The sequence below is a fragment of the Allobosea sp. FBZP-16 genome (assembly GCF_002831785.1).
In the GTDB taxonomy this organism is placed as follows: domain Bacteria; phylum Pseudomonadota; class Alphaproteobacteria; order Rhizobiales; family Beijerinckiaceae; genus Allobosea; species Allobosea lupini.
Window position 1 is genome coordinate 464,199 of record NZ_LNCQ01000022.1, and the last position, 24,798, is coordinate 488,996.

Consider the following 24,798-nt stretch of genomic DNA (forward strand, 5'->3'; position numbering starts at 1 on the left):
ATACGTCCTCTCGGCGCTCCGGGTAGGCTACTTCCTCAGATACATGTCCCAGCAGGGCGACAGCGCGACGAGCTGGCGGCCCTCCAGAGCCTGCGCGAACTGCTTCCAGATCGCCGCCCGCTTGACCTCGTAGGGGCATTTGGGCCGCATGATCGCGTCGATGTCGCGCAGGGCCTCCAGCATCTCGCGCGTGACCTTCGGATTGGTGCGCTCGGTATCGATGCCGAGCGCAACGTGCTGCGGCGCGGCGCGACCGAGCAGATGGTTGAACGGGCTGACGAAATCGAGTGCGAAGAAGCCGTTCAGCTGGCGACGATTCGCCGCCTCCCAGCGCTTGATCGCATCGAGCCCCTGCTGCACTTCGAGCAGCCAGGTCGCCTGGTGATCGATCTCCGAGAACAAGGTCGCCGACGGCAGCAGGCCCTGGCGGGCGAGGTCCTCATAGGCCTCCTTGTATTTCGGATAGTGCTCGATCTGGGCGATCGCCCGCTGTGCGAGTTCAGGCTTGAGGCTGACGCGGCCGAGCGGTCCGACATCCGGCACCGCCAGCGCCTGGTAGCGCGGCGCAGCGATCAGCGCCCGCGCGCCCCGCTCCAGGAAAATCACGGCGCTCGGCAGCGACACCGCCATGACGAGCACCAGCACCCATGGGCGCAACGGGTCGCCGGACCTGTGAGAATGGTCCTTGAGGATCAGGATCAACACCGGCCAGAGCCCGATGAACTCGAGCGATCCGCTGTTCTGCGTCTCGCCTAGGACGAGGGCGAAGAGGCTTGCGCTGAGCCAGCCCAGCGGCGAGGCCAGCAGGCTTGCCGGCGACAGCCTGTCTCGTCGCGCCATGTAGGCAAGGACGCCGATCAGCGCCAGGCAGGGCGCTATCACATTGAACTTGATCGAGCCCAGCGTCAGGAAGCGCCGCAGGAACGAGGCGGAGTTGAGCAGGGCGAGGTCGATGATGTCCTCGACATAGGCATAGACCACGCCCGTCGCGAGCTCGATCGCGCCCAGGCACGCTATGACCGCGCCGGCGGCGATCGACGCATCGCGAAAGCGCATGCGCCCGGCCAGGACCGCATAGCCGACGAGGGCGGCGCCCGATACCGGGCCCGTGACCTTGACCAGGAACAGCGCGACCATCAGCACCGCGACGAGCGTCGTCAGCAGGATCCGACTCTCGACGAAGAGGAGTGCCGCCAGCAGCAGATAGAGCAGCAGGGCGACATGGCGGTTGTAGTACCCGAAGCCATCGAAGCCGGGCGACGGGTAGAGGCTGTGAAGATTGATCGGAAGCGAGGTCAGGAACAGGAACGGAATGACGATCGCCAGCGCAAGCTTGCGCGAGCGCGCGTCGATGTCCCAGGCGATCAGCGCGGCGATCGGCAGCGAGATCGGCACGATCGCCCAGTTGGCGAGCAGGGCCGGCTGGGCCTGCGGGAACAGCGCCTTGATCCCCGCGGTGAGATAGAAGCCGAGCGGACCGATCGAGGTGAAGAAGTCGATATTGGGGATTTGGCCCTGCCGGATGCGCTGGGCCGCGTCGAGATAGATGTCGGTATCCCAGTAGTTCGGCCCTAGCGGCAGGCGGATCGGCAGTGCGAGCCCCAGGATCACCATCACCAGGAATGCCACGATCCAGAAGACCGGAGACGTGATCGAAGATCGCCAGAGAGCCCCGGACACCGAGCTACCTGCTGCCGCTTGAGAGCTGCTCATCATCGCCTTTTCCATGAGCCATTCGGGGAACATGGCAGAAATGTGTTACCCGATCGCTTCCAGCTTTGTCGAAAGCTGCAATTTTTAGTTGCATGAAACGAGGGGGCGGAACTCGGGCAGCGGGCTCACCGCAACGGCGTTCCGCGACCGGCGCAGGGATGTGCGCCCCTGCGGGTTCTCAGGCGCCGGCGCCCATCCTATAAGGCGGCGCAGCCGCCATCGTCGGCGCTCGAGAGTGCCGCATGGCCGACATCGCCAGCCTGTTCAATCTGGTCGCACCCTTCTTCGGGTTGATCCTGCTCGGCTTCCTGATCGGCCGCTACAAGCGCCTGCCGGGCGAGGGGCTCGCCTGGATGCAGTTCTTCCTGATCTATGTCGCGCTGCCTTGCCTGTTCTACCGGCTGATCGCCGACAAGCCCTTGAGCGAGTTGACCAACTGGCGTTTCGTCGCGGTGACGACGCTCGCGACCTTCTGCGCCTTCGTGCTCTCCTTCGCGCTTGGCTGGCGCCATACCCATGGCGACATGCCGCAGGCGGTGATGCAGGGCGTCGCCGGCTCCTATTCCAATATCGGTTATATGGGCCCGCCGCTGATCCTGGCGGCGCTAGGGCCCGTCGCCAGCGCCCCGGTCGTCCTGATCTTCGTCTTCGACAACCTGCTGCTGTTCTCGCTGATTCCGTTCCTGATGGCCCTGGCCGGCGTCGAGAAGCGCAGCTTCGCCGCGACGGCGGGCGAGGTGATCCGGCGGGTCGTGACCCATCCTTTCAACGTCGCCACCGTCGCCGGCGTGCTCGCGGCCTTCCTCAAGCTCGAATTGCCGACCGCAATCGACAAGATGACGCTTTGGCTCTCGCAGGCCGCCGCCCCCTGCGCGCTCTTCCTGCTCGGCGTGACCGTTGCGTTGCAGCCGATCCGGCAGATGCCGAGCGAGCTGCCCTGGCTCGTCGCCATCAAGCTGCTGCTGCATCCGCTTCTGGTCTGGCTGCTGCTATCCGGCCTTGGCGACTTCTCGGCACCCTGGGTTTATGCCGCCGTGATCATGGCGGCGCTGCCGCCGGCACTGAACATCTTCGTGATCTCGACGCAGTACCGCGTCGGCATAGAGCGTGCCTCGGCCTGCATCCTTGTTGGAACCATCGTCTCGACGGTGACGCTGACGGGCTTCCTGTGGCTGGTGAAGACGGGCAGGATGCCGGCAGATTTGTTCCACTGACGGCCTGAAACGGCCTATCTTCCCGGGCCCAGCGATGCAGCCACTCTCCGACCTCCTCGTCCTTGACTTCTCGACCCTGCTGCCCGGACCGCTGGCGAGTCTCTTCCTCGCCGAAGCGGGCGCATGCGTGATCCGGATCGAGCGGCCGGATGGCGAGGACATGCGCCGCTTTCCGCCGCAAATCGGCGAGACCTCCGCTCCCTTCGCCGCGCTGAACCGCGGCAAGCGGAGCCTCGCCATCGATCTCAAGGCGCCCGATGCGCTGGAGCGGCTGACACCGCTGATCAGGCAAGCCGACATCGTGATCGAGCAGTTCCGGCCGGGCGTCATGTCCCGGCTCGGCTTCGGCTACGAGGCTCTGAAGGCGCTCAATCCGCGGCTGGTCTACTGCTCGATCAGCGGCTACGGCCAGGACGGCCCACGCGCCGCCGAGGCTGGCCACGACATCAACTACCAGGCGATCGGCGGGCTGCTCGGCCAGTCGCTCGCGCCGCGCCGCGAGGCACCACTGCCGCCGACCCTCGTCGCCGACATCGCCGGCGGCGCCATGCCGGCGGTGATCAACATCCTGCTGGCCTTGCGTGAGCGCGACCGCTCCGGACAGGGCTGCCATCTCGATATCGCCATGACCGACGCGATGCTCACCTTCTCATGGTACGCGCTGGCACAGGGGCAGGCCTCAGGCCGCTATCCCAATGGCGGGGAGGGGCTGCTCACCGGCGCCAGCCCGCGCTATGGCCTTTATGCGACCGCCGATGGCTGGTTCCTCGCCGTCGGTGCGCTTGAGGATAAGTTCTGGACGAATTTTTGCGAGGGCATCGGGCTCGCCAAAGAGCTCCGCGACGACCGGCATGATCCCGCAGCTACGCGAGCCGCGATCACCAAGATCATCGCTGGTCAGCCGGCCACTCATTGGCGGGCGACGATCGAGCCGCTCGACTGCTGCTGCACCGTGGTGCGCACGCTCGACGAGGCGCTGGCCGATCCGCAGCTGACCGCGCGCGGCCTGCTCGACCGGCAAGTTGAGGAGCCCGGTGGAAAGCGCATGGTGTCGACGCCATTGCCACTCGCGCCTGTCTTCCGCGACGCCGCGCCGGCGCTGCGGCCAAGCCCGCCGGTCGGCGACTACGAGATTTGAGGCTCAGCCCGCCGCAGTGCCGCCGGCCAGGCCCTGGCGCATGACCAGGCGGCGCAAGGGTGCGATGCGCGACAGCGCCAGCAGCCCGGCACCGCGCATCAGGTCGGCCGTCAGCAGGTCGGTCAGCAGGGTCCGGTTGAGCGCATCGACTGCGCCGGTGCGCAGGCGCACATCGGCCTGGCGCGAGCGATCATAGGCTGACAGCGCCTCGACCTCGCCCGGATCATCAGTGCCGGCAACGGCATCGCGCAGGGCCGCGACGTCGCGCAGGCCGAGATTGAGCCCCTGCGCCCCGATCGGCGGGAAGACATGCGCGGCTTCGCCGATCAGCGCCATGCGCCCACCCGCGAACCGATCGACCGACAGGCCGCTCATCGGCACGCGCCCGCGCGGGCCTGCAACCGTGAGCGCGCCGAGGATCGAATGGGTCCGGCGTTCGACCACGCGGGCGAACGCAGAATCGTCGAGCCCGGCGATCCGCTCGGCCTCAGCCGGTTCGACCAGCCAGACCAGCGAGGAGCGCCGGCCGGGCATCGGTACCAGCGTGCAGGGCCCCGAGCGGGTGTGGAATTCGGTCGATGCGTCCCGATGCTCGCGGCGATGGCTCAGGATCGCCGTCAGCGCCACCTGCGGGTAGCTCCAGTCGCGCGTCGTGATGCCGGCAGCCTCACGGACCCGCGACTTGCGGCCATCTGCACCGACGACGAGGCGGGCCGCGACAGGCGTGAAGCCGTCACCCGCCAGACGGACGCTGTCGGCGCCCGCGGTGATCTGCGTCACTGCCTGCGGGATCATGCGGATGCGTGGCTCGGCGGCCGCCTTCGCGGCCATCGCTTCGACCAGCACGGCGTTCTCGATGTTCCAGCCGAAGGCCGGCAGGCCGAGCTCGGCCGCCTTGAACTCGACCGGTGGCTGCCGAAACAGGCTGCCGGTGTCATCGACCATACGCATGACCGCAAGTGGCGCCGCGACTGTGTCCAGCGTTTCCGTAAGGCCAAGTGCTTCGAGCAATCGCCAGGAGCCGTCGAGAAGAGCGACCGTGCGGCCATCGCGCGGCGCGCTGGCCTGCCCGAACAGCGCGACCTGCCGCCCGGCGGCGGCGAGCGCGAGCGCTGCCGCGAGCCCGACCGCGCCCGCCCCGACGATCGCGATGTCGCAATGCTGCTGGTCCGTCATGGCCTTTCGGTAACCGATGCCGGCGCCGCTGGCGAGCGCACGCTTGCCGCAGGACAGCGCCGTCTATGCAAATTTGCCAGCACGCCCGGCGTCGAATGCCGGTCGCGAATGCGGCGCGGCCGTTGCGCCCAAGCAGGGCAAGTCCCTATCGTCGGCGCCATCGACAGGAGGAGATGATCGCCATGGCGAAAGCAATCCGCGTACACAAGACCGGTGGCCCCGAGGTTCTGCAGCTGGAGGAGATCAGCCTGCCGGCCCCTGGGCCGGGCGAAATCCTGATCCGCAACCGCGCCATCGGCCTCAACTTCATCGACACCTATTTCCGCACCGGTCTCTACCCGGCGCCGCTGCCTTTCACGCTCGGCAATGAATCGGCCGGCGACGTGCTCGCGGTCGGCCCCGGCGTGACCGAGTTCAAGCCCGGCGACCGCATCGCCGTCGTCGCCGCCCATGGCGCCTATGCCGAGGAGCGCATCGTTCCGGCCTCGGCCGTCGTCGCCTTGCCCGACAACGTCTCTTACGAGGCCGCCGCCAGCATGCTGCTGAAGGGGCTGACTGCCGAATACCTGCTCCATCGCACCTATCCGGTGAAGGCCGGCGACACGATCCTGGTCCATGCCGCGGCCGGCGGCACCGGCTCGATCCTGTGCCAATGGGGCAAGGCGCTCGGCGCGACCGTGATCGGCACGGTCGGCAGCAAGGAGAAGGCCGAACTCGCCAAGGCGAACAAGGCCGACCATGTCATCCTCTACCGCGACGAGGACGTTCCGGCGCGGGTCAAGGAGATCACCGGCGGCAAGCTCTGCAACGTCGTCTATGACGGCGTCGGCAAGGACACCTTCATGGGCTCGCTCGACTCGCTGAGGCCCTTCGGCCTGCTGGCGAGCTTCGGCAACGCCTCGGGCGCGGTCGAGGCCTTCAATCTCGGCATCCTCGCCGCGAAGGGCTCGCTCTACGTCACCCGCCCGACGATGAACACGCACACCGCCAACCGTGAGACGCTGGTCGCGATGGCGAAGAACCTGTTCGAGGCCGTCGGCTCCGGCAAGGTCGCCGTCGCGATCAACGCCCGCTTCGCGCTGAAGGACGCCGCCGACGCCCACCGCGCGCTGGAAGGGCGCGGCACGACCGGCTCGACGGTGATCGTGCCGTAGCGGCGGCGCAATTTCCGCCTGAATCGGAGGTTAGGTGAATTGCGGTCCGGCCAGGTGGCCGGACCGTTTCCGTTTCAGGTATGCCGCTTGCGCATTCACAGGGTCATCGTTTCGTCGAGCCTCGTCCTGGCTCTCGCAGTTGGCGGAGCCGTGATCGCTCCGCCGGCTTTGCAGGGCTGGCGCCTCCAGCAGGCGCAGGACGATGCCACCGAGCTGTCGCGGCTGCGCCTCCCCGGCGTCGCGACGCAGGATCGCATCGCCCATGAGATCGACCTGGCGGTGACAGCCGGCGATCTTTCCCTCGCCGAGAGTTTCCTCGCGCTGGCGGCCGAGCGCGGGACTGCCGTCGCGCCCGATCGCATCGCGCGAATCGAGGCCTTGAAGGCAAACGCGCTGGCCCGAGCCGTCTCCGACTTCGGCCACGGCTTTGTTGCCGGTGAACGCGAGAGCGATGCGGCCTTCGCCGGCGCACTCGTCGGGGACATCAGCGGCTTCGGCGATCTGCGCGATCTCGCCCGCGAAGGCAGCAGGCTGGCGGCTGGCGAGACGATCGACGAGACAGTGTTGGTGCTCGCCGCTGTCGGCCTGGCGATCAGCGCCGCAACCTGGGTCAGTCTCGGAGGTGGCCTTCCGGCCCGGGGCGGCGTCAGTGCCGTCAAGGCGGCGAGCAAGGCAAAGCTGCTTTCCCCCGTGCTGACCGCGAATCTCGGCCGCATGGCCGCCGGCGCCATCGACCGGCCGGCCCTGTCGGCGAGCTTCGGCGCTGCCGCAAGGCTGGATCTCGCGGCCGCCAAAGCCACCGCCGGCGGCATCGTCCGGCCAGCGGCTTTGGCGCGCTTCACCGCGCTCGGCCAGGACGCCGGCTCGCTCTACGCCCGCACCGGCCAACGGGGCCTGCGCCAGGTGCTTGCCGTCGCCGAGGACGCAGGGGACATCGGCCGGGCCGCGAAGCTGGCAGCGGCGAAGCCGTCGACGGCGCGGGCGGTGCTCAAACTGCTCGGGCGCTCGGCTCTCGTGCTCGGCGCTCTCGGCCTCCAGGCGGCCGGCTTTATGCTGGCTCTGCTCGCCTACGCGCTGGCCATCGCCATGGCGGCGCAACGCTTCGGCTGGTGGCTGGGACGGCTCGGCCGGACGTCACGCGCGAGAGAGTCGGTTTCGAGCGCCTGACGTAAAGGGAGCAGGAAAAACGAAAATCCCGAAACCTAAAAGCGAAACCACGCCTGGAGCCGGCAAAGCGGGACCAACAACAAGATCCCTGGTCCCTACGTCATGTCCCCGCTTCTCCGCCGCCTCGGTTTCATCCTCTCCTTCGTCATCGTCGCGATGGCGCTCCAGGCGCAGCTCTCCGCCCGTCCGACGCTTCAGCTCGCCACCCAGATCAGCGATGCCCAGGTCGTCTTCGAGAAGTCGTCGCGTCCGCGTGTCGGCCGCGTCGCCGAACCGCGCCGCATGGCGCGGATTGTGTCGGCCGCGCTTGCCTGATCAGACCGCCATGCCGTGCAGGTCGTAGGCGTCGGCGCGCTCGATCTTCACGGTGACGATATCGCCTGGCCGCAGCGGCCGCCGGCTCGAAACATAGACATTGCCGTCGATCTCCGGCGCGTCCCATTTCGAACGGCCCTTGGCGACTGTCGGGCCGGCCTCGTCGATGATCACCGGAATCCGCTTGCCGACACGCCCCTTGACGATGCGGGCCGAGACCTCGGCCTGCGTCTTCATGAAGCGATGCCAGCGCGCCTCCTTCTCGTCCTCGTCGACCAGCGGCAGGCCGAGATCATTGGCGGTCGCGCCGTTGACCGGCTCGTATTTGAAGCAGCCGACCCGCTCCAGCTTCGCTTCCTTCAGCCAGTCGAGCAGGAAGTCGACGTCTCCGTCCGTCTCGCCGGGGAAGCCGACGATGAAGGTCGAGCGGATGGCGAGATCCGGGCAGATCTCGCGCCACTTCCGGATCCGCTCCAGCGTCTTCTCATGATGGGCCGGCCGGCGCATCGCCTTCAGCACCGAGGGCGAGGCATGCTGGAACGGAATGTCGAGATAGGGCAGCACGTTGCCCTCCGCCATCAGCGGGATGACCTCGTCGACATGCGGATAGGGGTAGACATAGTGCATCCGCACCCAGACGCCCATCTGCCCGAGCTCGCGCGCCAGCTCGAAGAAGCGGGTGCGGACCTCGCGATCCTTCCACATCGACGGCGCATACTTGATGTCGAGCCCGTAGGCGCTGGTGTCCTGCGAGATCACCAGCAGTTCCTTGACGCCGGCCTTGACCAGCTTCTCGGCCTCGCGGAGCACATCGCCGATCGGCCGCGAGACCAGGTCGCCGCGCAGCTTGGGAATGATGCAGAAGCTGCAGCGGTTGTTGCAACCCTCTGAGATCTTTAGGTAGGCGTAGTGCCGCGGCGTCAGTTTGATGCCCTGGTCAGGCACCAGGTCGATAAAGGGGTCGTGCTTGGGCGGCACGGCCTGATGCACGGCCGAGACCACGCTCTCATAGGCCTGCGGGCCGGTGATCGCGAGCAGGTTCGGGAAGGCGTCGCGGATCTGCTCGGGCTCGGCGCCCATGCAGCCGGTGACGATGACCTTGCCGTTCTCGGCCATGGCCGAGCCGATCGCCTCCAGCGATTCCTGCTTGGCGCTGTCGAGGAAGCCGCAGGTGTTGACGATGACGACGTCGGCGCCCGCATGGCTCTTGCTGAGCTCATAGCCCTCCGAGCGCAGCGAGGTGATGATGCGTTCGGAATCGACGAGCGCCTTGGGGCACCCGAGAGAGACGAACGAGATTTTCGGCGCGACGGCGTTCATCGGCGGCAGAACTCAACAAAGGAGCAAGGGAAGGGCGCGGCAAGACCGGCGCGTTGGCGCTTCCTTTGAGCCTTTTTGGACGAATTTGCAACTTGACGTGCCCCGCTGGATTGGCTGCCGGGGGCAAATGACCGGGCGCAATCCGTTACGGCCCAAATCGACAGGTGGTGACACGCAGCGGCTTCGCCGGAATTGGCTGCGGCTCAGGCCAGGGGACCCTCGGATACGTGGCCAACACGGTAGATCTGGTCGGCGACGTCCGAAGGCGAGGGGGCGCTTCGCCAAAGTTGAAAACGCACCAGGCGCCATCCTTTCGGATCAAATCCAACGACGACTGCCAAGGCTCTTTTCGCCGAACCCGATTTGGCCCATCGGATCGACTCGTTTTTCAGTTCCGTCAGATCGCGATAGGGCGAAATGGCCTCGACGTGACGGCTCGCAAAGCGCGCATCCGCGACGTCGACGGCGACGACGCTATGCCAGGTCAGCCATATGTCGACACTTGGCCAGCCAAGGTCCTTTGTCAGTTGAGCGAAGCCGGGGCCGGTCAGGAAGTTGCTGACCCCATCCGGCCTATCCCAGAGATAGAACGGAGCATAGAGATTCTCCGGGCTCGCGAAATCGATCTCGTCTTTGCGCGCAGACAAATAGGCCTTGAAACGAAGGTGCGGAAAGCCGTCGAGCAACGGCCCCTTGTCGCGAATGCGCCCTTCGATGATCGTCATGTCGTAGTCAGCTGGAAAGACCAGACTGTATTGCATCGCGATCATTGCTCGGCGTCCTCGCTTTCGGCCGTGTCCAGCCAACGAACCGCAGTGCCATCCCTGACGCATTGCACGCTGAGATAGCTGAACGAACTGTCTGATGCGGCGCCATGCCGATGGCGCTCACCCTCGGCAAACCAGACCGTGTCGCCGGCGCGAACACATTCGGCCGCTTCGCCGTGACGCTGCACATGGCCGATACCGCTGACGACGAACAGGAGCTGACCACGCGGATGGCTGTGCCAGTTCGTCATCGTGCCCGGCTCCATGAAGACCCGCATTGCGGTCATGTCGCCTTCTCGGCTGCTCGACAGCAGCATCTGAGCGAGAAATGGCCGATTGGCGATGTCGGGCGGGGCCGCGGTGATATTCGATCCGTCACGCCATACCGTCATCCTGGTCGGAGATTCGGATTCCTTTTCGAACGCAGCGCTCATCGAATTCTGACTTCCTCTTCGTTTGACAACGCCATTCTGGCGATCGACAACTGTGCGGAAAATCAAATAATTCAGGACAAAAGATCCGGTTTTTCAGGACAGTGTATGCGACCTACCAATCTTGATCTCGATGCTTTGCGCAGCTTCGCAGTGGGTTTGGAAACGGGATCCTTCGCCCGGGCCGCCGAGCGGCTGGGCCGCTCGACCTCAGCGGTGAGCGCCCAACTCAAGAAATTGGAGGAGCAGGCGGGCGTTACCCTGCTTCGCAAGTCAGGGCGCGGACTGAGATTGACCGACGCTGGCGAAACCCTCCTTTCCTACGCCCAACGCCTCTTGGACCTCAACGATGAGGCGCTCGGCGCCGTAGGCGGGGCCAATCTCGAAGGCTGGATTCGCCTCGGACTACAGGAGGATTTCGGTGAAACGATCTTGCCTGGCGTCCTGGGACAGTTCGTCCGAGCTCACCCGAAGGTCCGCATCGAGGGCCGGATAGCCCGTAACGGCGAACTGGTCGACAAGATTGCCTCCCGGCAGCTCGACATCGCTCTCGCCTGGGATGGAGGAGAACGTCCCGCTCGCGTCGAACGCATAGCAAGCGTGCCGCTCTGCTGGCTCGCCGCCGCGACCGATTCGTGGCGGAACGATCGCGGCGAGCCGCTCCCGCTTGCCCTGCTCGAAACGCCCTGCCTGCTACGAGATATCGCTTGCGAACAGCTCGATCGCCAGGGCACAGCTTGGCGAGTGGCGTTTGTCAGCCCCAGTCTCGCAGGCTTGTGGGCGGCGACCGCTGCCGGACTCGGGCTCGCGCTTCGTACGCCGATAGGTCACCCAAAATCGGTGCGGATGCTCGATCCGGCCGAATACGGCTTGCCGACCTTGCCTTCCATCGACCTCGTCCTGCACCGCGTCGATGGGGTTTCCAACGTGGCGACGGACCATCTTGTCGGAATCTTGAAGCAGGCTCTCCGCCAAGCTCTGCCCGGCGACTGGTACGCCACACCACCCCAGCACTGAGCCGCGGGGCGCTCAGCCGCCTCCGATCGCGACTGGCCGCTCCGGGTCCTGTGTCCAGTCGGTCATCGAGCCATCGTAGAGCGAGACCTCCTCGCGCTCGAGCAGCTCCGACATCACGAACCAGTTCAGCGACGCAGTGTGGCCGGTGTTGCAATAGGAAATCACCGGGCCGTTCGGCACCGGGCCGAACAACGTGCCGAGCTCTCCGGCAGGCTTGAACCGCCCGGTCGAAGGGTCGAAGGCCGCCGAATAGTCGCGCGAGACGGCGCCGGGAATGCGCCCGGCGCGCGCGGCTTCCGCCGCCTTTTCCTGTCCCTCGAAATAGCTGGCCGAACGAGCGTCGACGAGCGTCGCCAGCTTGCTGCGCGAAGCAACGAGCGTGGCATCGGCGGTGCTTCTGAGCTTCTGCTGCACGACCACCGGGTAAGGCGAGGCCGGCACCGGCTTGGACGGGCCGGTCTCGACCCGCAGGCCGGGCGCGGTTCGCCAGCCGTCGAAGCCGCCGTCGAGGATGGCCTGCTGGCCGTGGCCGATCAGCTTCAGCGTCCAGTAGACGCGCGTCGCGGCGGCAAGATCGCTGGCGCTGAGCCCGGCGGGGACGATCACCACCTTGCTCGGGGGAGTGACGCCGAGCCGCCCCACCAGTTCGGCGAGATGGTCGAGCGGCGGCAGCATGCCGGGCGCATTGCCGACCTTGGCGCGCCAGCCGTCGGCGGCGTAGTCGCTGTGCACGGCACCGGGGATATGGCCGGCCTCGAAGGCCTGGCGCCCGCCCTCGGCGGCGGCACGAATATCGATGATGACGAGATCGGGCGAACCCAGCGCTCCGGCCAGGACGTTGGGCGATACCAGCCCCGAGGTCGGGATGTCCGTCATTCGGCGGCCTCCTGCTGCAGTTCCTCGATGACCACGAGCGAGGTGCTCATCTGCGCGGTCGCCCCCAGCATGATCGAAGCGGAACAGTACTTTTCCTTCGACAATGTGACGGCGCGCTCAGCCTTGGCCTGCGACAGGCCGCGGCCGCTGATGCGATAGGCGAGGTGGATCTTGGTGAAGACCTTGGGGTCCTCGGTCGCGCGCTCCGCCTCGACCTCGACCTCGCAGCCGGTCACTGCCTCGCGGCCCTTCTTCAGGATCTGCACGACGTCGAAGCCAGTGCAGCCGGCGAGCCCGATCAGCAGCATCTCCATCGGCCGAATGCCGATATTGCGGCCGCCATATTCAGGCGCACCGTCCATGACCACTGCATGGCCTCTGCCGGCTTCGCCCAGGAAGGCCATGCCCTCGACCCATTTCGCTCGCGCCTTCATGGCCGTCTCCTGTCGTCAGAACATGTCAGGCGACAGGGATAACCCGCCCGGTGCGCGAAAGGCGAGGGCGGCATCAGGCCGCGGCGAAGAGGTTGCCATGCGTGATGCGCAACCGGACGCGTTCGCCGATCGCTGGCGCGACCTGGCTGGCGAGGTCGACGTCGAGCCGCTTTGGCAGCCCTTCGACGGCGACTTCGGCGCGGCGCAGCGGCCCGTTCCGGCGCAGGTGCTCGACGACACCGGGCAGAGCGAGCGGCGCATCATCGACAATGCGCAAATGCTGCGGCCGGACATAGAGCGAGGCCGGGCCGCCCTGATTCTGGCGCAGACCGCCCAGCACCGGCCGGTCCTGGAAGAAGGCCTGGCTGCCGACGACCTTGACCGGCAGATGGTTGGCGTCGCCCAGGAACTGGCAGACGAAGGGCGTCGCCGGATGGTCGTAGACATCGTCGGGCGAGCCGACCTGCTCGAGCCGGCCGTCATGCAGGATCGCGACCCGGTCGGCGAGCTCCAGCGCCTCCTCCTGGTCGTGCGTGACGAAGACGGTGGTATGGCCGGTGTGCCGGTGCAGCTCGCGCAGCCAGGCGCGCAAATCCTTGCGGACCTTGGCGTCCAAGGCTCCGAAAGGCTCGTCGAGCAGCAGCACGCGCGGCTCGATTGCCAGCGCCCGGGCGAGCGCGATGCGCTGACGCTGGCCGCCCGAGAGCTGGCTCGGATAGCGCTTTTCGAGGCCCGGCAGCTGGATGAGTTCCAGGAGATCGGAGACGCGCTTTTTGATCTCGGCCGAACTCGGCCGTTCGGCGCGCGGACGCGACTTCAAGCCGAAGGCGATGTTCTCGGCGACGCTCATCGTCTTGAATAGCGCATAGTGCTGGAAGACGAAGCCGATCCGGCGCTCGCGCAGCGACAGCTCGCGGGTATCGGTCTCGCCGAAGAGCACGCGGCCGCGCTCGGCCTGTTCCAGCCCGGCGATGACGCGCAGCAATGTCGTCTTGCCCGAGCCGGAGGGACCGAGCAGCGCGACGAGTTCGCCCGGCTGGATGTCGAGCGAGACGCCGCGCAGGGCGGGGAAGTTCTGGAAGCGCTTCTCGACGCTTTCGATGGTGACGGCGACCGACATGGGCTGTTCCACTCAGTGACGGCGGCTGGCGGCGATCGCGTCGGCGAAATGCCACTCCAGGACGGTTTTCAGGACGAGCGTGACGAGGGCAAGGCCCGCCAGCAGCGAGGCGACGGCGAAGGCGGCGGCGCCCATGTACTCGTTGTAGAGAATCTCGACATGCAGCGGCATGGTCGTGGTCACGCCGCGGATCTTGCCCGAGACGACGGCGACCGCGCCGAACTCGCCCATGGCGCGGGCATTGCAGAGCAGCACGCCGTAGAACAGACTCCATTTCACGTTCGGCAGCGTCACCGTGAAGAAGGTGCGCCAGGGCGAGGCGCCCAAGGTCAGCGCCGTCTCCTCGTCGGCCGAGCCGAGCGACTGCATATGCGGGATCAGTTCGCGTGCGACGAAGGGGAAGGTGACGAAGATCGTCGCCAGCAGGATGCCCGGCACGGCGAAGATGATCTTGAGGTCGTTGGCCGCGAGCCAGGGGCCGAAATAGCCCTGCGCGCCGAAGAGCAGCACGAAGACCAGACCCGAGATCACCGGCGAGACCGAGAAGGGCAGGTCGATGAAGCTGATCAGCAGGCTCTTGCCGCGGAACTCGAACTTGGCGATCGCCCAGGCGGCCGCCAGGCCGATGATCACGTTGAACGGCACCGCGATTGCCGCGATGAGCAGGGTCAACCGGATCGCCGCCAAGGCATCGGGCTCGAGGATCGCCTCACGGTAGGCGTGCCAGCCACGCGCCCCGGCCTCGACGAAGACCGAGATCAGCGGCAGGAACAGGAAGAGGCTAAGGAAGAGGAGCGAAATCGCAACCAGCACGAACTGGACGATGCGGGATTCGCCCTTGACGCGCCGTGCGGCGCGGGCGGGCGCGAGGTCCTCGATCTGATAGGGCAGGCTGGCGTCAGACATCGCCGAACCTCCGGCGGGCGCGCGCCTGGATCAGGTTGACGAGCAGGATCAGCGAAAACGAGAGCAGGAGCATGATCGTCGCGACCACGGCCGCCCCGGCATAGTCGAACTGCTCCAGCCGGATCACGATCAGCAATGGTGCGATCTCGGAGACCATCGGCACATTGCCGGCGATGAAGATGACCGAGCCGTATTCGCCGACGGCACGCGCGAAGGCGAGGACGAAGCCAGTCAGCAGGGCCGGCAGCACCGGCGGCAGCAGCACGGAGAAAACGGTGCGCCAGCGGCTGGCTCCAAGCAGCGCCGCCGCCTCCTCGATATCGGCAGGCAATTCCTCCAAGACCGGCTGGATTGTGCGGACGACGAAGGGCAGCCCGATGAAGATCAGCGCCACCATCACGCCGAGCGGCGTATAGGCGACCTTGATGTTGTAGGGGGCTAGCAGGCTGCCGACCCAGCCATTGGGTGCATAGATCGCCGCGAGCGCGATACCGGCGACGGCCGTCGGCAGGGCGAAGGGCAGGTCGACCGCCGCATCGATCAGGCGCCTGCCCGGAAAATCATAGCGGACGAGCACCCAGGCCAGGATCAGCCCGAAGACGGCATTCACTGCCGCGGCGAAGAAGGCTCCGAAAAAGGAGAGCTTCAACGCGGCCAGCGTCCGCGGCGAGGTCGCCACGGCCCAGATGTCGGCCGGGCCGGCGCTCGCCGCCTTGATGAAGAGCGCGGCCAGAGGAATCAGCACGATCAGCGACAGGGCCGTTACGGTAATACCCAGCGCCAAGCCGAAGCCTGGTAGGATGCTGGGCTCGCGCCAGCGGGAGACTGCCGCCGTCATGCTCAGCGCGCCGGCTTGTAGAGCTGGTCGAACGTGCCGCCATCACCGAAATGGGTGGGCTGCGCCTTGGCCCAGCCGCCGAAGCTCTCGTCGATGGTGACGAGCTCGACCTTCGGGAATCGGGCGATGTCCTTGGGGTCGGCAGCTTCCGGATTGCGCGGGCGGTAGTAGTTCTTGGCGATGATCGCCTGGCCCTTCGGCGTGTAGAGGAATTCGAGATAGGCCTGCGCCTCGGCACGGGTGCCCTTGGTATCGACATTGCCGTCGACGATCGCGACCGGCGGCTCGGCCAGGATTGAGAGCGAGGGCACGATGATGTCGAACTTGTCCTCGCCGAACTCCTTCAGCGCCAGGAAGGCCTCGTTCTCCCAGGACAGGAAGACGTCGCCGATGCCGCGCTGGGTGAAGGTCGTGGTCGCCCCGCGCGCGCCGGTGTCGAGCACCGGGACGTTGCTGAGCAGCTTCCCGATATAGTCGCGGACCTTGGCCTCGTCCTTATTGAAGGCTTTCTCGGCATAGGCCCAGGCGGCGAGATAGTTCCAGCGCGCCCCGCCCGAGGTCTTCGGGTTCGGCGTGATGATCTGAACGCCGGGCTTCACCAGGTCACCCCAGTCCTTGATCGCCTTCGGATTGCCCTTGCGGACGAGGAAGACAATGGTCGAGGTGTAGGGTGAGGAGTTCTGCGGCAGCCGCTTCTGCCAGTCGAGCGGCAGCTTCTTCGAGCGCTCGGCGACGGCGTCGATGTCGCCGGCGAGCGCCAGCGTCAGCACGTCGGCATTGAGGCCGTCGATGACGGTGCGGGCCTGCGCACCCGAGCCGCCATGCGACTGCCGAATCGTGCCGATCTTCTTGGCGTTCTTGCCGTTCCAGTCGGCGATGAAGGCCGCGTTGATCTCCCGATAGAGCTCGCGGGTCGGATCATAGGAGACGTTGAGCAGCTCGGTCTGCGCGCGCGCACCGCCGATCACGCCGAAGCAGACGGCAAAGGCCCCGAGCGCCAGACCGGCTTGCAGCAAGCGGTGAAGTCTCTGTCGCGTCATCTCAGTGCTCCGTGTCGGACAGTTCAGAAAACCGCGTAAACGGCTCAAAAAACTGTTCTGAAAAACAAACAGAACGTACTGAATTGGCGGTCATCGCTCAACTAGCGGAGGCAGTAGAGCCCTTCCAAACTTTTCGCGCCAGAGAGAAAACGCATCTCCGGCGGTTTGGTTCACGTCAGCCGTGTGCCAGGTTGCCGCTCGATGCAGCCGGCAGCGCGGCGCCCATGGCGTGGCCGATCAGCACGAGGACCGGCCCCTTGCTCGGAAGCTCGCCCAGCCGCTCCGGCAGGTGCGCGATCGTGCTCGCGATCCGCATTTCAGTCGGGGTGGTTGCGCCGAGCACGGCAACAGCGGGCGTAGCCGGGTCGAGCCCCGCCGCGAGCGCCTTCTCGCGGAACAGCGGCAGCGTAGCGCGCGCCATGTAGAGCACCGTGGTTGCGGCGGGGTCGGCAAGCGCCTTCCAGTCGAGATCCTGCGGCAGCTTGCCGTCGCGGGCATGACCCGTAACGAACTGCAGCCGACGGGCATGATCGCGATGGGTGAGCGAGAGACCAAGCGAGGCGGCCGCGCCCTGCGCCGCCGAGATGCCGGGCACGATCGTGACCGGGATGCCGGCACGGTGGCAGGCTTCGATCTCCTCGCCGGCACGGCCGAAAATGCCGGGCTCACCACCCTTCAAGCGGACGACATGCTTGCCCTGGCCGGCGAGCGAGACGAGCATCGCATTGATGTCATCCTGCTTCACCGCCGGGCCGTAGCCCTGCTTGCCGACCAGCATGCGCTTGGCCTCGCGCCGGGCAAGCTCGAGCACGCCTGCCGAGACGAGGTCGTCATAGAGGATGATGTCGGCGCTCTGCAGCGCCCGGATCGCCTTCAGCGTCAGCAACTCCGGGTCGCCAGGACCGGCACCGACCAGCGTGACCCGCCCGTTCGGCGTACCGCCGCGCTCGATATCGTCGAGAATGGCAGAGAGACCGCTGCGATCGTTCTCATTGGGTCGGCGCTGCGGCTCGGCTAGGGCCCGGCTGGTGAAGCGCTCCCAGAAATCGCGGCGCAGCGGGAAGGCGAGCTCGCGCGCCTTGACCATCGGGCGCCAGTCATGTGCGGCCTGCGCCCAGGCCTTGAGGCCCGCCGGCAGCAACGCCTCGATCTTGGCGCGGATCGCCTGGCCGAAGACGGGAGCGGCGCCGTCGGTCGAGATCGCGATGACGAGCGGCGAGCGGTTGACCAGCGAGCCGAAGGCAAAATCGCAGAACTCGGGCTTGTCAACGACATTGACCGGGACGCCGTTTTGCCGGGCTGCGGCGACGAAGGCCTTGGCTTCCTCGAGCGAGTCGATATCGGCGATGGCGAGCGCGGCGCCGTCGAGATCATCCGCCTGCCAGGCGCGCGGCAACACCGTCACCGAGCCGGCCGGCGGGTCGGCAGCGAGGCCACCGAAGGCTCCAGGCTGATCGCCGGCGAGGATCAGCAGCTCGGAGCCGGCGGCGGCGAGCAGTTCAGCCTTCCAGAGCGCCCCTTCGCTCGCGCCCGCGAGCACGACCTTGCGCCCTTCCAGCTTGTGGAAGAGCGGCAGGGTGGCGAGCCGGTCGATCCGGCGCGCGGTGGTTGTCTCCGGGCGTCTTGCGCTCATCGTTGCGTCGCTGCGGCCTTCACATCGGGGGGCAATCGGCTGTCGCCCGCAGGTGGCACGAACAGCCACAGGCCGGCAAGCACCAGGATGATAAGCCGGAAGCAAAGATCGAACCAGCGCTCGCGCGGTGCGGAAACAGACTGGCCGATGGCACGGTCGATATCGCTCAGCATGGCCTCCTCCCATTCATCGTCGCTATGGCGGTCGGCGGGCCGGCGCAGGCTCGATTGGGCCGAACCGTGCATCGTCTCAGCCCGCCGCGACATGTTTCAGCCGGGCCGAACGGCGCCGGTCGAGGATGTTGCCGCTGTCGCCATAGCCGCGCTGATAGCCATGGCTGATCTGGCCGAGCGCATTGACCCATTGCTCGACGGGCTGGCGCGCCGCGCTCGCCTCGGGCAGCTCGACCTCGTCGAAGCCGCAGGCGATGGCATAGGCGAACTGGTCGGCGATCAGTGGGCCGCTGGCGCGCAGGGTGCCCGTGAAGCCGTGATTGCGGATCAGCCGCGCCAGGCTGAAGCCGCGCCCGTCGCCGAAGGATGGAAAGCTGATCGCGATCAGCGAGAGCTGGCGCATCAGGAGCTTCAGCTGGGGAATGCGCACTGTGTTGGGGATGACGACGCCGATGCGCTGGTCGCGCGTCTTCTGCGCCAGCGCTTCCGGCAGCGCCGCCCAATCGACCAGCGCGTGCGAGATGTTGTCGATCGCTGCGCCTTCGCTGCGCGTCCAGATTTCGGTCTTGGCGCCGTGACGATCAAGCAACGGCATGGCTGATCTCCCGGTTGGTGTCCTGGAAAGCCGCCTTGAACGGCGCGAGGCCGAGGCGGCGAACATTGTCGATGAAGCTTTCGCCGGCCTGGCGCTGCGCCAGGTAGACCGAGACGATGCGCTCGATCGCATCCGGCACCTCCTCGGCGGCGAGGCCCGGGCCGAGGATCTCGCCGATCGCGGCGTTCTCGGTCGCGTCGCCGCCGAGGGTGATCTGGTAGGATTCGATGCCGCGCTTCTCAAGCCCGAGAATCCCGATATGGCCGACATGGTGATGGCCGCAGGCATTGATGCAGCCGGAGATCTTGATGTTGAGCACACCGATCTCCTTCTGTCTGACGGGGTCGGCGAAGCGCTGCGCCAAGGCCTGCGCGATCGGGATCGAGCGAGCCGTCGCCAGCGCGCAATAGTCGAGGCCGGGGCAGGCGATGATGTCGGTGATCAGCCCGGCATTGGCCGTCGCGAGTTCGGCCGCGCCGAGGCGCTGCCAGACCGCGAACAGATCCGACAGCTTCACATGCGGCAGGACGAGGTTCTGCGCGTGGGTGACGCGGATCTCGGAGAGCGAGAACTCATCCGCAAGATCGGCGACGACGCGCATCTGCTCGCTGGTGGCATCGCCGGGGGGCGCGCCGATCGGCTTCAGCGAGATCGTCAGCGCGGCATAGCCCGGCTGGCGATGCGGCGTGAGGTTGGTCTCGACCCAGCGGGCAAAATCGGGATTGCCCGCCCTGGCCGCCTCGAAGGCACCGCTGGTCGCCGGCAGCGTCTCGTAGGCGGGCGGCGCGAAGTAGGCGGCGATGCGCGCGACCTCGGCCGGATCGGCATTGACCGAGGGGCCGTCGAGCCTGGCGAACTCCTCCTCGACGCGGCGGGAAAATTCCTCCGTGCCGATCTCGTGGACGAGGATCTTGACCCTGGCCTTGTACTTGTTGTCGCGCCGGCCTTCGAGATTGTAGACCCGCATGACCGCCTCGAGATAAGCGAGCAGGTCGGCCTTGGGCAGGAACTCGCGCACGACCTTGCCGATCATCGGGGTGCGGCCGAGGCCGCCGCCAACGATGACCTCATAGCCGATCTCGTGCGTGTCGGGATGGCGCAGGATGCGCAGGCCGATATCGTGCGCCTTGATCACGGCGCGGTCGTGCTCGGCGCCGGTGACCGCGATCTTGAACTTGCGCGGCAGGTAATCGAACTCGGGATGCAGGCTCGACCATTGCCGGATCAGCTCGGCGGTCGGGCGCGGGTCCTCGACCTCGTCCTGGGCGACGCCGGCGAAATGATCGGCCGTGACGTTGCGGATGCAATTGCCCGAAGTCTGGATCGCGTGCATCTCGACATCGGCCAGCAGGTCGAGAATATCCGGGATGTCGCGCAGCTTGGGCCAGTTGAACTGCAGATTGGTGCGTGTGGTGAAATGGCCGTAGCCGCGGTCATAGCGCTCGCCGATCAGCGCGAGTTGGCGCATCTGCTTCGACGACAGCGTGCCGTAGGGAACCGCGATCCGCAGCATATAGGCATGCAGTTGCAGATAGACGCCGTTCTTTAGGCGCAGCGGCTTGAATTCGTCCTCGGTCAGCGAACCGTTCAGCCGGCGGCCGACCTGATCGCGGAACTGCGCGACGCGCTCGCGGACAAAGCGTTCGTCGAATTCATCGTAGCGATACATGCGTCAGGCTCTCAGGAAAGCTGGGGCGAGCGGCAGTTCGGCCTGCTTGCCGAGATCGCGCCGGATGCTGGGGCCGGTCGTCTTCATCCGCTCGCGGTAATGGCGCGGCACCGGCACGCCGTCCTCGATCGCGACATCGACCAGATAGGCATCGACGACATGCTGGTTGCCGAGTTCGGCGGCGGCGAAGGCATCGAGCCGGTCGGCGGTCGCATCGTCATCGCCGACCAGCGCGGCACCAGGATCACGCGACCAGTGCAGGCCAGTCGCATCGCCCGCCGCGAAGACGACATCGCCATCGAGCAGGTCGTTGGCCAGCAGGATAACCGGCAGGGCAGGGCGCTTGGCGGCAGCCATGAATAATGCTCGCTACGTTCGCTATTCCGAACGTTTTACATAAGGCACTGGCCTTCGAGCATCAATTCACGCGCGGTAGTGTGATTTTTCTTATTCCCGTTCAAAAAGAGGAAATCTCTCTTCGGGCTGTCCCGACGACGGGCCGAGCGGAAAAAATCATGCTGTCGCGATCCATATTGCGCGTGTCGTCCCGGGCGACCGCAGGGAGACCCGGGACCCATTCCGGAACCTCTTTCGGACAAGCTCCGGAATGGAGCCCGGATCGGCGCGGCTTCACCGCTCGTCCGGGATGACAGCCAGATTGATGCGTGGATTTACGAAGCCTCACACCAGCCCGCCGAGCCGATAGCCCACCCCCGGCTCGGTCTCGATCAGCTTCGGCTCGGCTGGATCGTCCTCGAGCTTCTGCCGGAGCTGGCCGACGAAGACGCGCAGATACTGCACGTCATGCTCATGCGCCGGCCCCCAGACCGCGGTGAGGATCTGCTTATGGGTCAGCACGCGGCCATTGCCCTGCGCCAGGCAGGCGAAGAGGTCGTATTCCTTGGGCGAAAGCTTCACGGCCGCACCGCCCTTGCTGATCCGGCGGTTGACCAGATCGATCTCGACATTGCCGATCTGCAGCGCCGGCTCCGAGCCCTGGCGTTCGAGGCGATGGCGCAGCGCGACGCGCAGGCGCGCCAGCAACTCGCCGACACCGAAGGGTTTCTCGACATAGTCGTCGGCGCCGGCGTCAAGCGCGTCGATCTTCTCGGTCTCGCGGTCGCGGGCCGAGAGGATGATCACCGGCCCGTCATAGAAGGCACGTGCTTTGGCGAGCGCCTCCTTGCCGTCCATGTCGGGCAGGCCGAGATCGAGCACGACGGCGTCCGGCGGCTTGCGGGCGATCTCGCGCAGGCCAGTCGTGGCGTCGTCGGCGCGGATCGGCTCGTAGCCGGCGGCGTCGAGCGCCGGGCCGAGGAAACGGTGGATCTGCGGCTCGTCGTCGATGACGAGGATACGCGGGCGAAAGGCGGTCATGACTTGGTTTCTCCACCCGCGGCGTCCTTGCGCAGGCTGATCAGGATGCGGGTGCCGCCCTTGCTGCCGTCCGGGCGGTCATGGATCGGGCTGGCGGCGGCGATGCGCCCGCCCATGGCTTCGACGAAGCCCTTGGCGATAGCGAGGCCTAGGCCGGCACCCTTGCCGCGCTCGCCACCGCGATCGATCGATTCCTCCAGCCGCCGGAACTTCTCGAAGACGCGCTCCAGCTCGGCGGTCGGGATGCCGCGACCCTCATCCTCGATCGAGATCACGACATTGCCGCGATCCTCATAGGCGGCCGCCTCGATCAAGGCACCGTCCTCACTATAGGCGATGGCGTTCTCGAGGATGTTGACCAGCACCTGTTCAAGCAGGCCGGCATCGGCCCTGACGAGCGAGAGCTCGGCTGGGAAGTCGCGCTGGACCCGGCGTTGGCCGAGCCGGCGCGAAATGCGCGATAGCGCCGATGCGATCACGTCGCGGACGTCGATCCAGTCACGCCGCGCCACCAGCGCCCCGCCTTCGAGCCTGGTCATGTCGAGCAGGTCGCCGACATAGCGGTTCAGGCGCTCGGCCTCTTCGCGGATCGAGAGCAGGAGGTCGTCGCGCACGGCCGCCTTCATACCCTCGCCATAGTCGATCAGCGTCGTCGCCGAGCCGAGCACGGTGGCGAGCGGCGTGCGCAGGTCGTGGCTCACCGAGTTGAGCAAGGCGGAGCGCAGCCGGTCGCTGCGGCGCAGCGCCTCGGCATCGACAGCCGCAGCGGCGAGCTCGGCCCGCTCGATCGCAATCGCGCCCTGGTCGAGCAGCGCCATTGCGAAGCGCGCGTTCTCGGCCGTCGCCAGCGCCTTCGGCTCGAACCCGACGACGCCTGAACGGGCCCGCACGCCCTGCAACGGCCGGAAGGTCCAGGCCGCATTGGGCAAGGTCCCGGTACCGGCCCCGGCCGGCTCGCCACGGCTCCAGGTCCAGCGCGCCGCGGTCATGTCGGCGGTCGAAAGCGCTTCGAGCTCAGGGGCACCGGCGGCGGGAGCGATCTCGCCATTGACAGGAAGCAGCACCACGACCTTGCCGGATGTCGCGGCCGAGACCTGCTCGGCCAGGATAGCGGCGGCGTCCTCGCGCCGCGCCGCGGCCGAGAGCCGGCGGCTGGCCGCGAGCAGGGCGGTGATCGCCGAGGCGCGCCGCGCCGTCGCCTTGGCCTGGTCGCGGATGCGCCCGGTCAGGCCGCCCGTCGTCAGCGCCACTGCGAAGAAGACGAGGAAGGTCAGGACATCCGCCGGGTGGCCGATCCAGAAGGACAGCCGCGGCTCCAGAAAGAAGAAGTTGTAGGCGAAGGCCGCGAGCGCCGCCGCCGTCACCGCCGGCCACAAGCCGAAGGCGAGACCGGCACCGAGCACGCTGACCAGAAACAGCATGGCGAGGTTGACGTTCTCGACCCGCTTGTCGATCAGCTCGGCGAGGCCGATCACGAGCCCGACCATGGCGATCGCGCCGAGATGGGCGAGCCAGCTGAATCTGGCGGGCGACGTGTTCGGGCTCGCAGGCTGAACCGGGCCGCTCGTCACCTCGGTGATGATGTGTAGCGCCGCACCGTTCTGCGCCTTCAGCAATTCCGGCGCGAGCGAGCGATGGAACCAGCCGCGCCAGCCCTTGCGATGCGATTTGCCGACGACGATCTGGGTGACGTTGTTGCGGCGCGCATAGTCGAGCACGGCGCCGACGAGATCGTCGCCATTCAGCACGACGCTGGCGCCGCCGAGCTGTTCGGCGAGCTTGAGCGCTTCAGCCAGATGGGCGCCGCGGCCGGAATCGGGCTCCGCCCCGCCGGGCCGCTCGACATGGGCGACCGTCCACGGCGCATCCATCATCATGTCGGAGAGGCGTCGTCCCGCCCGCACCAGCGAGCCGGCCATGGCGTCAGGTCCGATCAGCACGAGGATGCGCTCGCCCGCCGCCCAGGGCCCCTCGACGCCGGCGCGCTTCATCGCCTGGCTGAGCTGGTCGTCGACCGTCTGAGCGGCTCGGCGCAAGGCGAGCTCGCGCAGCGCGGTCAGGTTCTCCGGCTTGAAGAAGTTGCCGGCGGCGAGCCGCGCCGTCTCGGGGACGTAGACCTTGCCCTCTTCCATGCGCTGGCGGAGCTCGGTCGGCGTGATGTCGATCAGCTCGATCTCGTCGGCGCGGCTGAGGGCGCTGTCCGGCACCGTCTCGCGCTGGCGCACGCCGGTGATCTTCCAGACCACGTCGACCAGGCTTTCGAGATGCTGGACGTTGAGGGTCGTCCAGACGTCGATGCCGGCCTGCAGCAGCTCCTCGACGTCCTGCCAGCGCTTGGGATGGCGGCTGCCCGGCGCGTTGGAATGCGCATACTCGTCGACCAGCAGCAGCCTCGGCTTCAGCGCGAGAGCCGCATCGAGGTCGAACTCCATCATCAGCCGGCCGCGGTGCTCGAGCGGCCGGCGCGCCATGACCTCGAGCCCGTCGAGCAGCTCCTCCGTCTCGCGGCGACCGTGCGTCTCGACCACGCCGACAAGCACCTCGCCATGCTCCGTCTGGGCGCGCCGACCTTGCGTCAGCATCTCGTAGGTCTTGCCGACGCCCGGCGCCATGCCGAGAAAAATCTTCAGCCGGCCACGCTTGCCGCGGCCGGCTGAAGCCAGCAGGGCGTCGGGGTCGGGCCGCCCTGCCTCACGGAACTGGGATTCGTCTGTTGCCATCGAAC

General features: G+C 66.9%; 24 protein-coding genes. 6 read left to right on the top strand and 18 right to left on the bottom strand.

Features of this window, described 5'->3' with window-relative positions:
* Positions 1 to 27 precede the first annotated feature (27 nt).
* A complete protein-coding gene (locus tag CXY91_RS08445; protein ID WP_210202600.1) occupies positions 28 to 1,680 on the bottom strand; it encodes a hypothetical protein in 1,653 nt (550 codons plus the stop codon).
* Positions 1,681 to 1,955: 275 nt separating this feature from the next.
* On the opposite strand from CXY91_RS08445, the gene CXY91_RS08450 reads away from it, so the two are divergent.
* The gene (locus CXY91_RS08450) at positions 1,956 to 2,927 is read left to right on the top strand and encodes an AEC family transporter (protein ID WP_100960334.1); all 972 of its coding nucleotides are present in this window, start codon (positions 1,956 to 1,958) and stop codon (positions 2,925 to 2,927) included.
* Between the two features lie 34 nt (positions 2,928 to 2,961).
* On the top strand, positions 2,962 to 4,065 hold the full coding sequence (locus CXY91_RS08455; protein WP_100960336.1) for a CaiB/BaiF CoA transferase family protein: 1,104 nt from the start codon (positions 2,962 to 2,964) through the stop codon (positions 4,063 to 4,065).
* Positions 4,066 to 4,068: 3 nt separating this feature from the next.
* Here the strand turns inward: CXY91_RS08455 and CXY91_RS08460 are convergent, their stop codons facing one another.
* Positions 4,069 to 5,241, bottom strand: coding sequence for a UbiH/UbiF family hydroxylase (locus tag CXY91_RS08460; protein ID WP_100960338.1), 1,173 nt, complete (start codon positions 5,239 to 5,241; stop codon positions 4,069 to 4,071).
* 182 nt (positions 5,242 to 5,423) lie between these two features.
* Here CXY91_RS08460 and CXY91_RS08465 point away from each other — a divergent pair, with 182 nt between their 5' ends.
* The 3 genes from CXY91_RS08465 to CXY91_RS08475 all read left to right on the top strand — a co-directional run bounded on the left by CXY91_RS08465 (position 5,424) and on the right by CXY91_RS08475 (position 7,877).
* Entirely contained in the window at positions 5,424 to 6,395 is a 972-nt protein-coding gene (locus tag CXY91_RS08465; RefSeq protein ID WP_100960842.1) for a quinone oxidoreductase family protein, read from the top strand.
* Between the two features lie 150 nt (positions 6,396 to 6,545).
* Positions 6,546 to 7,562: a hypothetical protein gene (locus tag CXY91_RS08470; protein WP_100960340.1), complete on the top strand. Its 1,017-nt coding sequence runs from the start codon at positions 6,546 to 6,548 to the stop codon at positions 7,560 to 7,562.
* A gap of 102 nt (positions 7,563 to 7,664) precedes the next feature.
* Positions 7,665 to 7,877 carry a hypothetical protein gene (locus CXY91_RS08475; RefSeq protein WP_100960343.1) on the top strand — a complete coding sequence of 71 codons (213 nt, stop codon included), beginning with the start codon at positions 7,665 to 7,667 and terminating at the stop codon, positions 7,875 to 7,877.
* Here CXY91_RS08475 and rimO read toward each other — a convergent pair whose 3' ends face one another.
* The 3 genes from rimO to CXY91_RS08490 form a co-directional block, all read right to left on the bottom strand.
* The gene (gene rimO / locus CXY91_RS08480; RefSeq protein WP_100960345.1) at positions 7,878 to 9,197 is read right to left on the bottom strand and encodes a 30S ribosomal protein S12 methylthiotransferase RimO; all 1,320 of its coding nucleotides are present in this window, start codon (positions 9,195 to 9,197) and stop codon (positions 7,878 to 7,880) included.
* Between the two features lie 203 nt (positions 9,198 to 9,400).
* The gene (locus CXY91_RS08485; RefSeq protein WP_100960347.1) at positions 9,401 to 9,967 is read right to left on the bottom strand and encodes a DUF4865 family protein; all 567 of its coding nucleotides are present in this window, start codon (positions 9,965 to 9,967) and stop codon (positions 9,401 to 9,403) included.
* Positions 9,964 to 10,398 (bottom strand): cupin domain-containing protein, encoded by a 435-nt coding sequence (locus CXY91_RS08490; protein ID WP_100960349.1) that lies wholly within the window; start codon positions 10,396 to 10,398, stop codon positions 9,964 to 9,966. The genes CXY91_RS08485 and CXY91_RS08490 overlap by 4 nt, the downstream gene beginning before the upstream one ends.
* Before the next feature lie 105 nt (positions 10,399 to 10,503).
* Here CXY91_RS08490 and CXY91_RS08495 point away from each other — a divergent pair, with 105 nt between their 5' ends.
* Positions 10,504 to 11,412: a LysR substrate-binding domain-containing protein gene (locus CXY91_RS08495; RefSeq protein ID WP_100960351.1), complete on the top strand. Its 909-nt coding sequence runs from the start codon at positions 10,504 to 10,506 to the stop codon at positions 11,410 to 11,412.
* Between the two features lie 12 nt (positions 11,413 to 11,424).
* Here the strand turns inward: CXY91_RS08495 and CXY91_RS08500 are convergent, their stop codons facing one another.
* From CXY91_RS08500 to CXY91_RS08560, 13 genes are all read right to left on the bottom strand, one after another.
* The gene (locus tag CXY91_RS08500) at positions 11,425 to 12,288 is read right to left on the bottom strand and encodes a sulfurtransferase (protein WP_100960353.1); all 864 of its coding nucleotides are present in this window, start codon (positions 12,286 to 12,288) and stop codon (positions 11,425 to 11,427) included.
* The gene (locus CXY91_RS08505) at positions 12,285 to 12,722 is read right to left on the bottom strand and encodes an OsmC family protein (RefSeq protein WP_100960354.1); all 438 of its coding nucleotides are present in this window, start codon (positions 12,720 to 12,722) and stop codon (positions 12,285 to 12,287) included. Before CXY91_RS08505 ends, CXY91_RS08500 begins: the two co-directional genes overlap by 4 nt.
* 73 nt (positions 12,723 to 12,795) lie before the next feature.
* Positions 12,796 to 13,842, bottom strand: a complete 1,047-nt coding sequence (locus tag CXY91_RS08510) for a sulfate/molybdate ABC transporter ATP-binding protein (protein ID WP_100960356.1) — start codon at positions 13,840 to 13,842, stop codon at positions 12,796 to 12,798.
* Between the two features lie 12 nt (positions 13,843 to 13,854).
* On the bottom strand, positions 13,855 to 14,748 hold the full coding sequence (gene cysW, locus CXY91_RS08515) for a sulfate ABC transporter permease subunit CysW (RefSeq protein WP_100960358.1): 894 nt from the start codon (positions 14,746 to 14,748) through the stop codon (positions 13,855 to 13,857).
* A complete protein-coding gene (gene cysT, locus CXY91_RS08520) occupies positions 14,741 to 15,586 on the bottom strand; it encodes a sulfate ABC transporter permease subunit CysT (RefSeq protein WP_091828968.1) in 846 nt (281 codons plus the stop codon). The genes cysW and cysT overlap by 8 nt, the downstream gene beginning before the upstream one ends.
* 2 nt (positions 15,587 to 15,588) lie before the next feature.
* Complete coding sequence (locus CXY91_RS08525; protein ID WP_100960361.1) at positions 15,589 to 16,626, bottom strand: sulfate ABC transporter substrate-binding protein; 1,038 nt, start codon at positions 16,624 to 16,626, stop codon at positions 15,589 to 15,591.
* Between the two features lie 175 nt (positions 16,627 to 16,801).
* Entirely contained in the window at positions 16,802 to 18,259 is a 1,458-nt protein-coding gene (gene cysG, locus CXY91_RS08530) for a siroheme synthase CysG (protein ID WP_100960362.1), read from the bottom strand.
* Entirely contained in the window at positions 18,256 to 18,504 is a 249-nt protein-coding gene (locus CXY91_RS08535) for a hypothetical protein (protein WP_158673320.1), read from the bottom strand. Before CXY91_RS08535 ends, cysG begins: the two co-directional genes overlap by 4 nt.
* A 4-nt stretch (positions 18,505 to 18,508) precedes the next feature.
* The gene (locus tag CXY91_RS08540; RefSeq protein ID WP_091828956.1) at positions 18,509 to 19,027 is read right to left on the bottom strand and encodes a DUF934 domain-containing protein; all 519 of its coding nucleotides are present in this window, start codon (positions 19,025 to 19,027) and stop codon (positions 18,509 to 18,511) included.
* Positions 19,014 to 20,696, bottom strand: a complete 1,683-nt coding sequence (locus CXY91_RS08545; RefSeq protein ID WP_100960366.1) for a nitrite/sulfite reductase — start codon at positions 20,694 to 20,696, stop codon at positions 19,014 to 19,016. The genes CXY91_RS08540 and CXY91_RS08545 overlap by 14 nt, the downstream gene beginning before the upstream one ends.
* A gap of 3 nt (positions 20,697 to 20,699) precedes the next feature.
* The gene (locus tag CXY91_RS08550) at positions 20,700 to 21,053 is read right to left on the bottom strand and encodes a DUF2849 domain-containing protein (RefSeq protein WP_091828952.1); all 354 of its coding nucleotides are present in this window, start codon (positions 21,051 to 21,053) and stop codon (positions 20,700 to 20,702) included.
* Between the two features lie 324 nt (positions 21,054 to 21,377).
* Positions 21,378 to 22,073 carry a winged helix-turn-helix domain-containing protein gene (locus tag CXY91_RS08555; RefSeq protein WP_100960368.1) on the bottom strand — a complete coding sequence of 232 codons (696 nt, stop codon included), beginning with the start codon at positions 22,071 to 22,073 and terminating at the stop codon, positions 21,378 to 21,380.
* Positions 22,070 to 24,793, bottom strand: a complete 2,724-nt coding sequence (locus tag CXY91_RS08560) for a sensor histidine kinase (protein ID WP_100960370.1) — start codon at positions 24,791 to 24,793, stop codon at positions 22,070 to 22,072. Before CXY91_RS08560 ends, CXY91_RS08555 begins: the two co-directional genes overlap by 4 nt.
* Between the last annotated feature and the right edge of the window lie 5 nt (positions 24,794 to 24,798).

Coding starts and splice junctions, on each gene's coding strand:
- CXY91_RS08450 (WP_100960334.1), top strand. CDS start 1,956: ATGGCCGACATCGCCAGCCTGTTCAATCTGGTCGCACCCTTCTTCGGG.
- CXY91_RS08455 (WP_100960336.1), top strand. CDS start 2,962: ATGCAGCCACTCTCCGACCTCCTCGTCCTTGACTTCTCGACCCTGCTG.
- CXY91_RS08460 (WP_100960338.1), bottom strand. CDS start 5,241: ATGACGGACCAGCAGCATTGCGACATCGCGATCGTCGGGGCGGGCGCG.
- CXY91_RS08465 (WP_100960842.1), top strand. CDS start 5,424: ATGGCGAAAGCAATCCGCGTACACAAGACCGGTGGCCCCGAGGTTCTG.
- CXY91_RS08475 (WP_100960343.1), top strand. CDS start 7,665: ATGTCCCCGCTTCTCCGCCGCCTCGGTTTCATCCTCTCCTTCGTCATC.
- rimO (WP_100960345.1), bottom strand. CDS start 9,197: ATGAACGCCGTCGCGCCGAAAATCTCGTTCGTCTCTCTCGGGTGCCCC.
- CXY91_RS08485 (WP_100960347.1), bottom strand. CDS start 9,967: ATGATCGCGATGCAATACAGTCTGGTCTTTCCAGCTGACTACGACATG.
- CXY91_RS08490 (WP_100960349.1), bottom strand. CDS start 10,398: ATGAGCGCTGCGTTCGAAAAGGAATCCGAATCTCCGACCAGGATGACG.
- CXY91_RS08495 (WP_100960351.1), top strand. CDS start 10,504: ATGCGACCTACCAATCTTGATCTCGATGCTTTGCGCAGCTTCGCAGTG.
- CXY91_RS08500 (WP_100960353.1), bottom strand. CDS start 12,288: ATGACGGACATCCCGACCTCGGGGCTGGTATCGCCCAACGTCCTGGCC.
- CXY91_RS08505 (WP_100960354.1), bottom strand. CDS start 12,722: ATGAAGGCGCGAGCGAAATGGGTCGAGGGCATGGCCTTCCTGGGCGAA.
- CXY91_RS08510 (WP_100960356.1), bottom strand. CDS start 13,842: ATGTCGGTCGCCGTCACCATCGAAAGCGTCGAGAAGCGCTTCCAGAAC.
- cysW (WP_100960358.1), bottom strand. CDS start 14,748: ATGTCTGACGCCAGCCTGCCCTATCAGATCGAGGACCTCGCGCCCGCC.
- cysT (WP_091828968.1), bottom strand. CDS start 15,586: ATGACGGCGGCAGTCTCCCGCTGGCGCGAGCCCAGCATCCTACCAGGC.
- CXY91_RS08525 (WP_100960361.1), bottom strand. CDS start 16,626: ATGACGCGACAGAGACTTCACCGCTTGCTGCAAGCCGGTCTGGCGCTC.
- cysG (WP_100960362.1), bottom strand. CDS start 18,259: ATGAGCGCAAGACGCCCGGAGACAACCACCGCGCGCCGGATCGACCGG.
- CXY91_RS08535 (WP_158673320.1), bottom strand. CDS start 18,504: ATGCACGGTTCGGCCCAATCGAGCCTGCGCCGGCCCGCCGACCGCCAT.
- CXY91_RS08540 (WP_091828956.1), bottom strand. CDS start 19,027: ATGCCGTTGCTTGATCGTCACGGCGCCAAGACCGAAATCTGGACGCGC.
- CXY91_RS08545 (WP_100960366.1), bottom strand. CDS start 20,696: ATGTATCGCTACGATGAATTCGACGAACGCTTTGTCCGCGAGCGCGTC.
- CXY91_RS08550 (WP_091828952.1), bottom strand. CDS start 21,053: ATGGCTGCCGCCAAGCGCCCTGCCCTGCCGGTTATCCTGCTGGCCAAC.
- CXY91_RS08555 (WP_100960368.1), bottom strand. CDS start 22,073: ATGACCGCCTTTCGCCCGCGTATCCTCGTCATCGACGACGAGCCGCAG.
- CXY91_RS08560 (WP_100960370.1), bottom strand. CDS start 24,793: ATGGCAACAGACGAATCCCAGTTCCGTGAGGCAGGGCGGCCCGACCCC.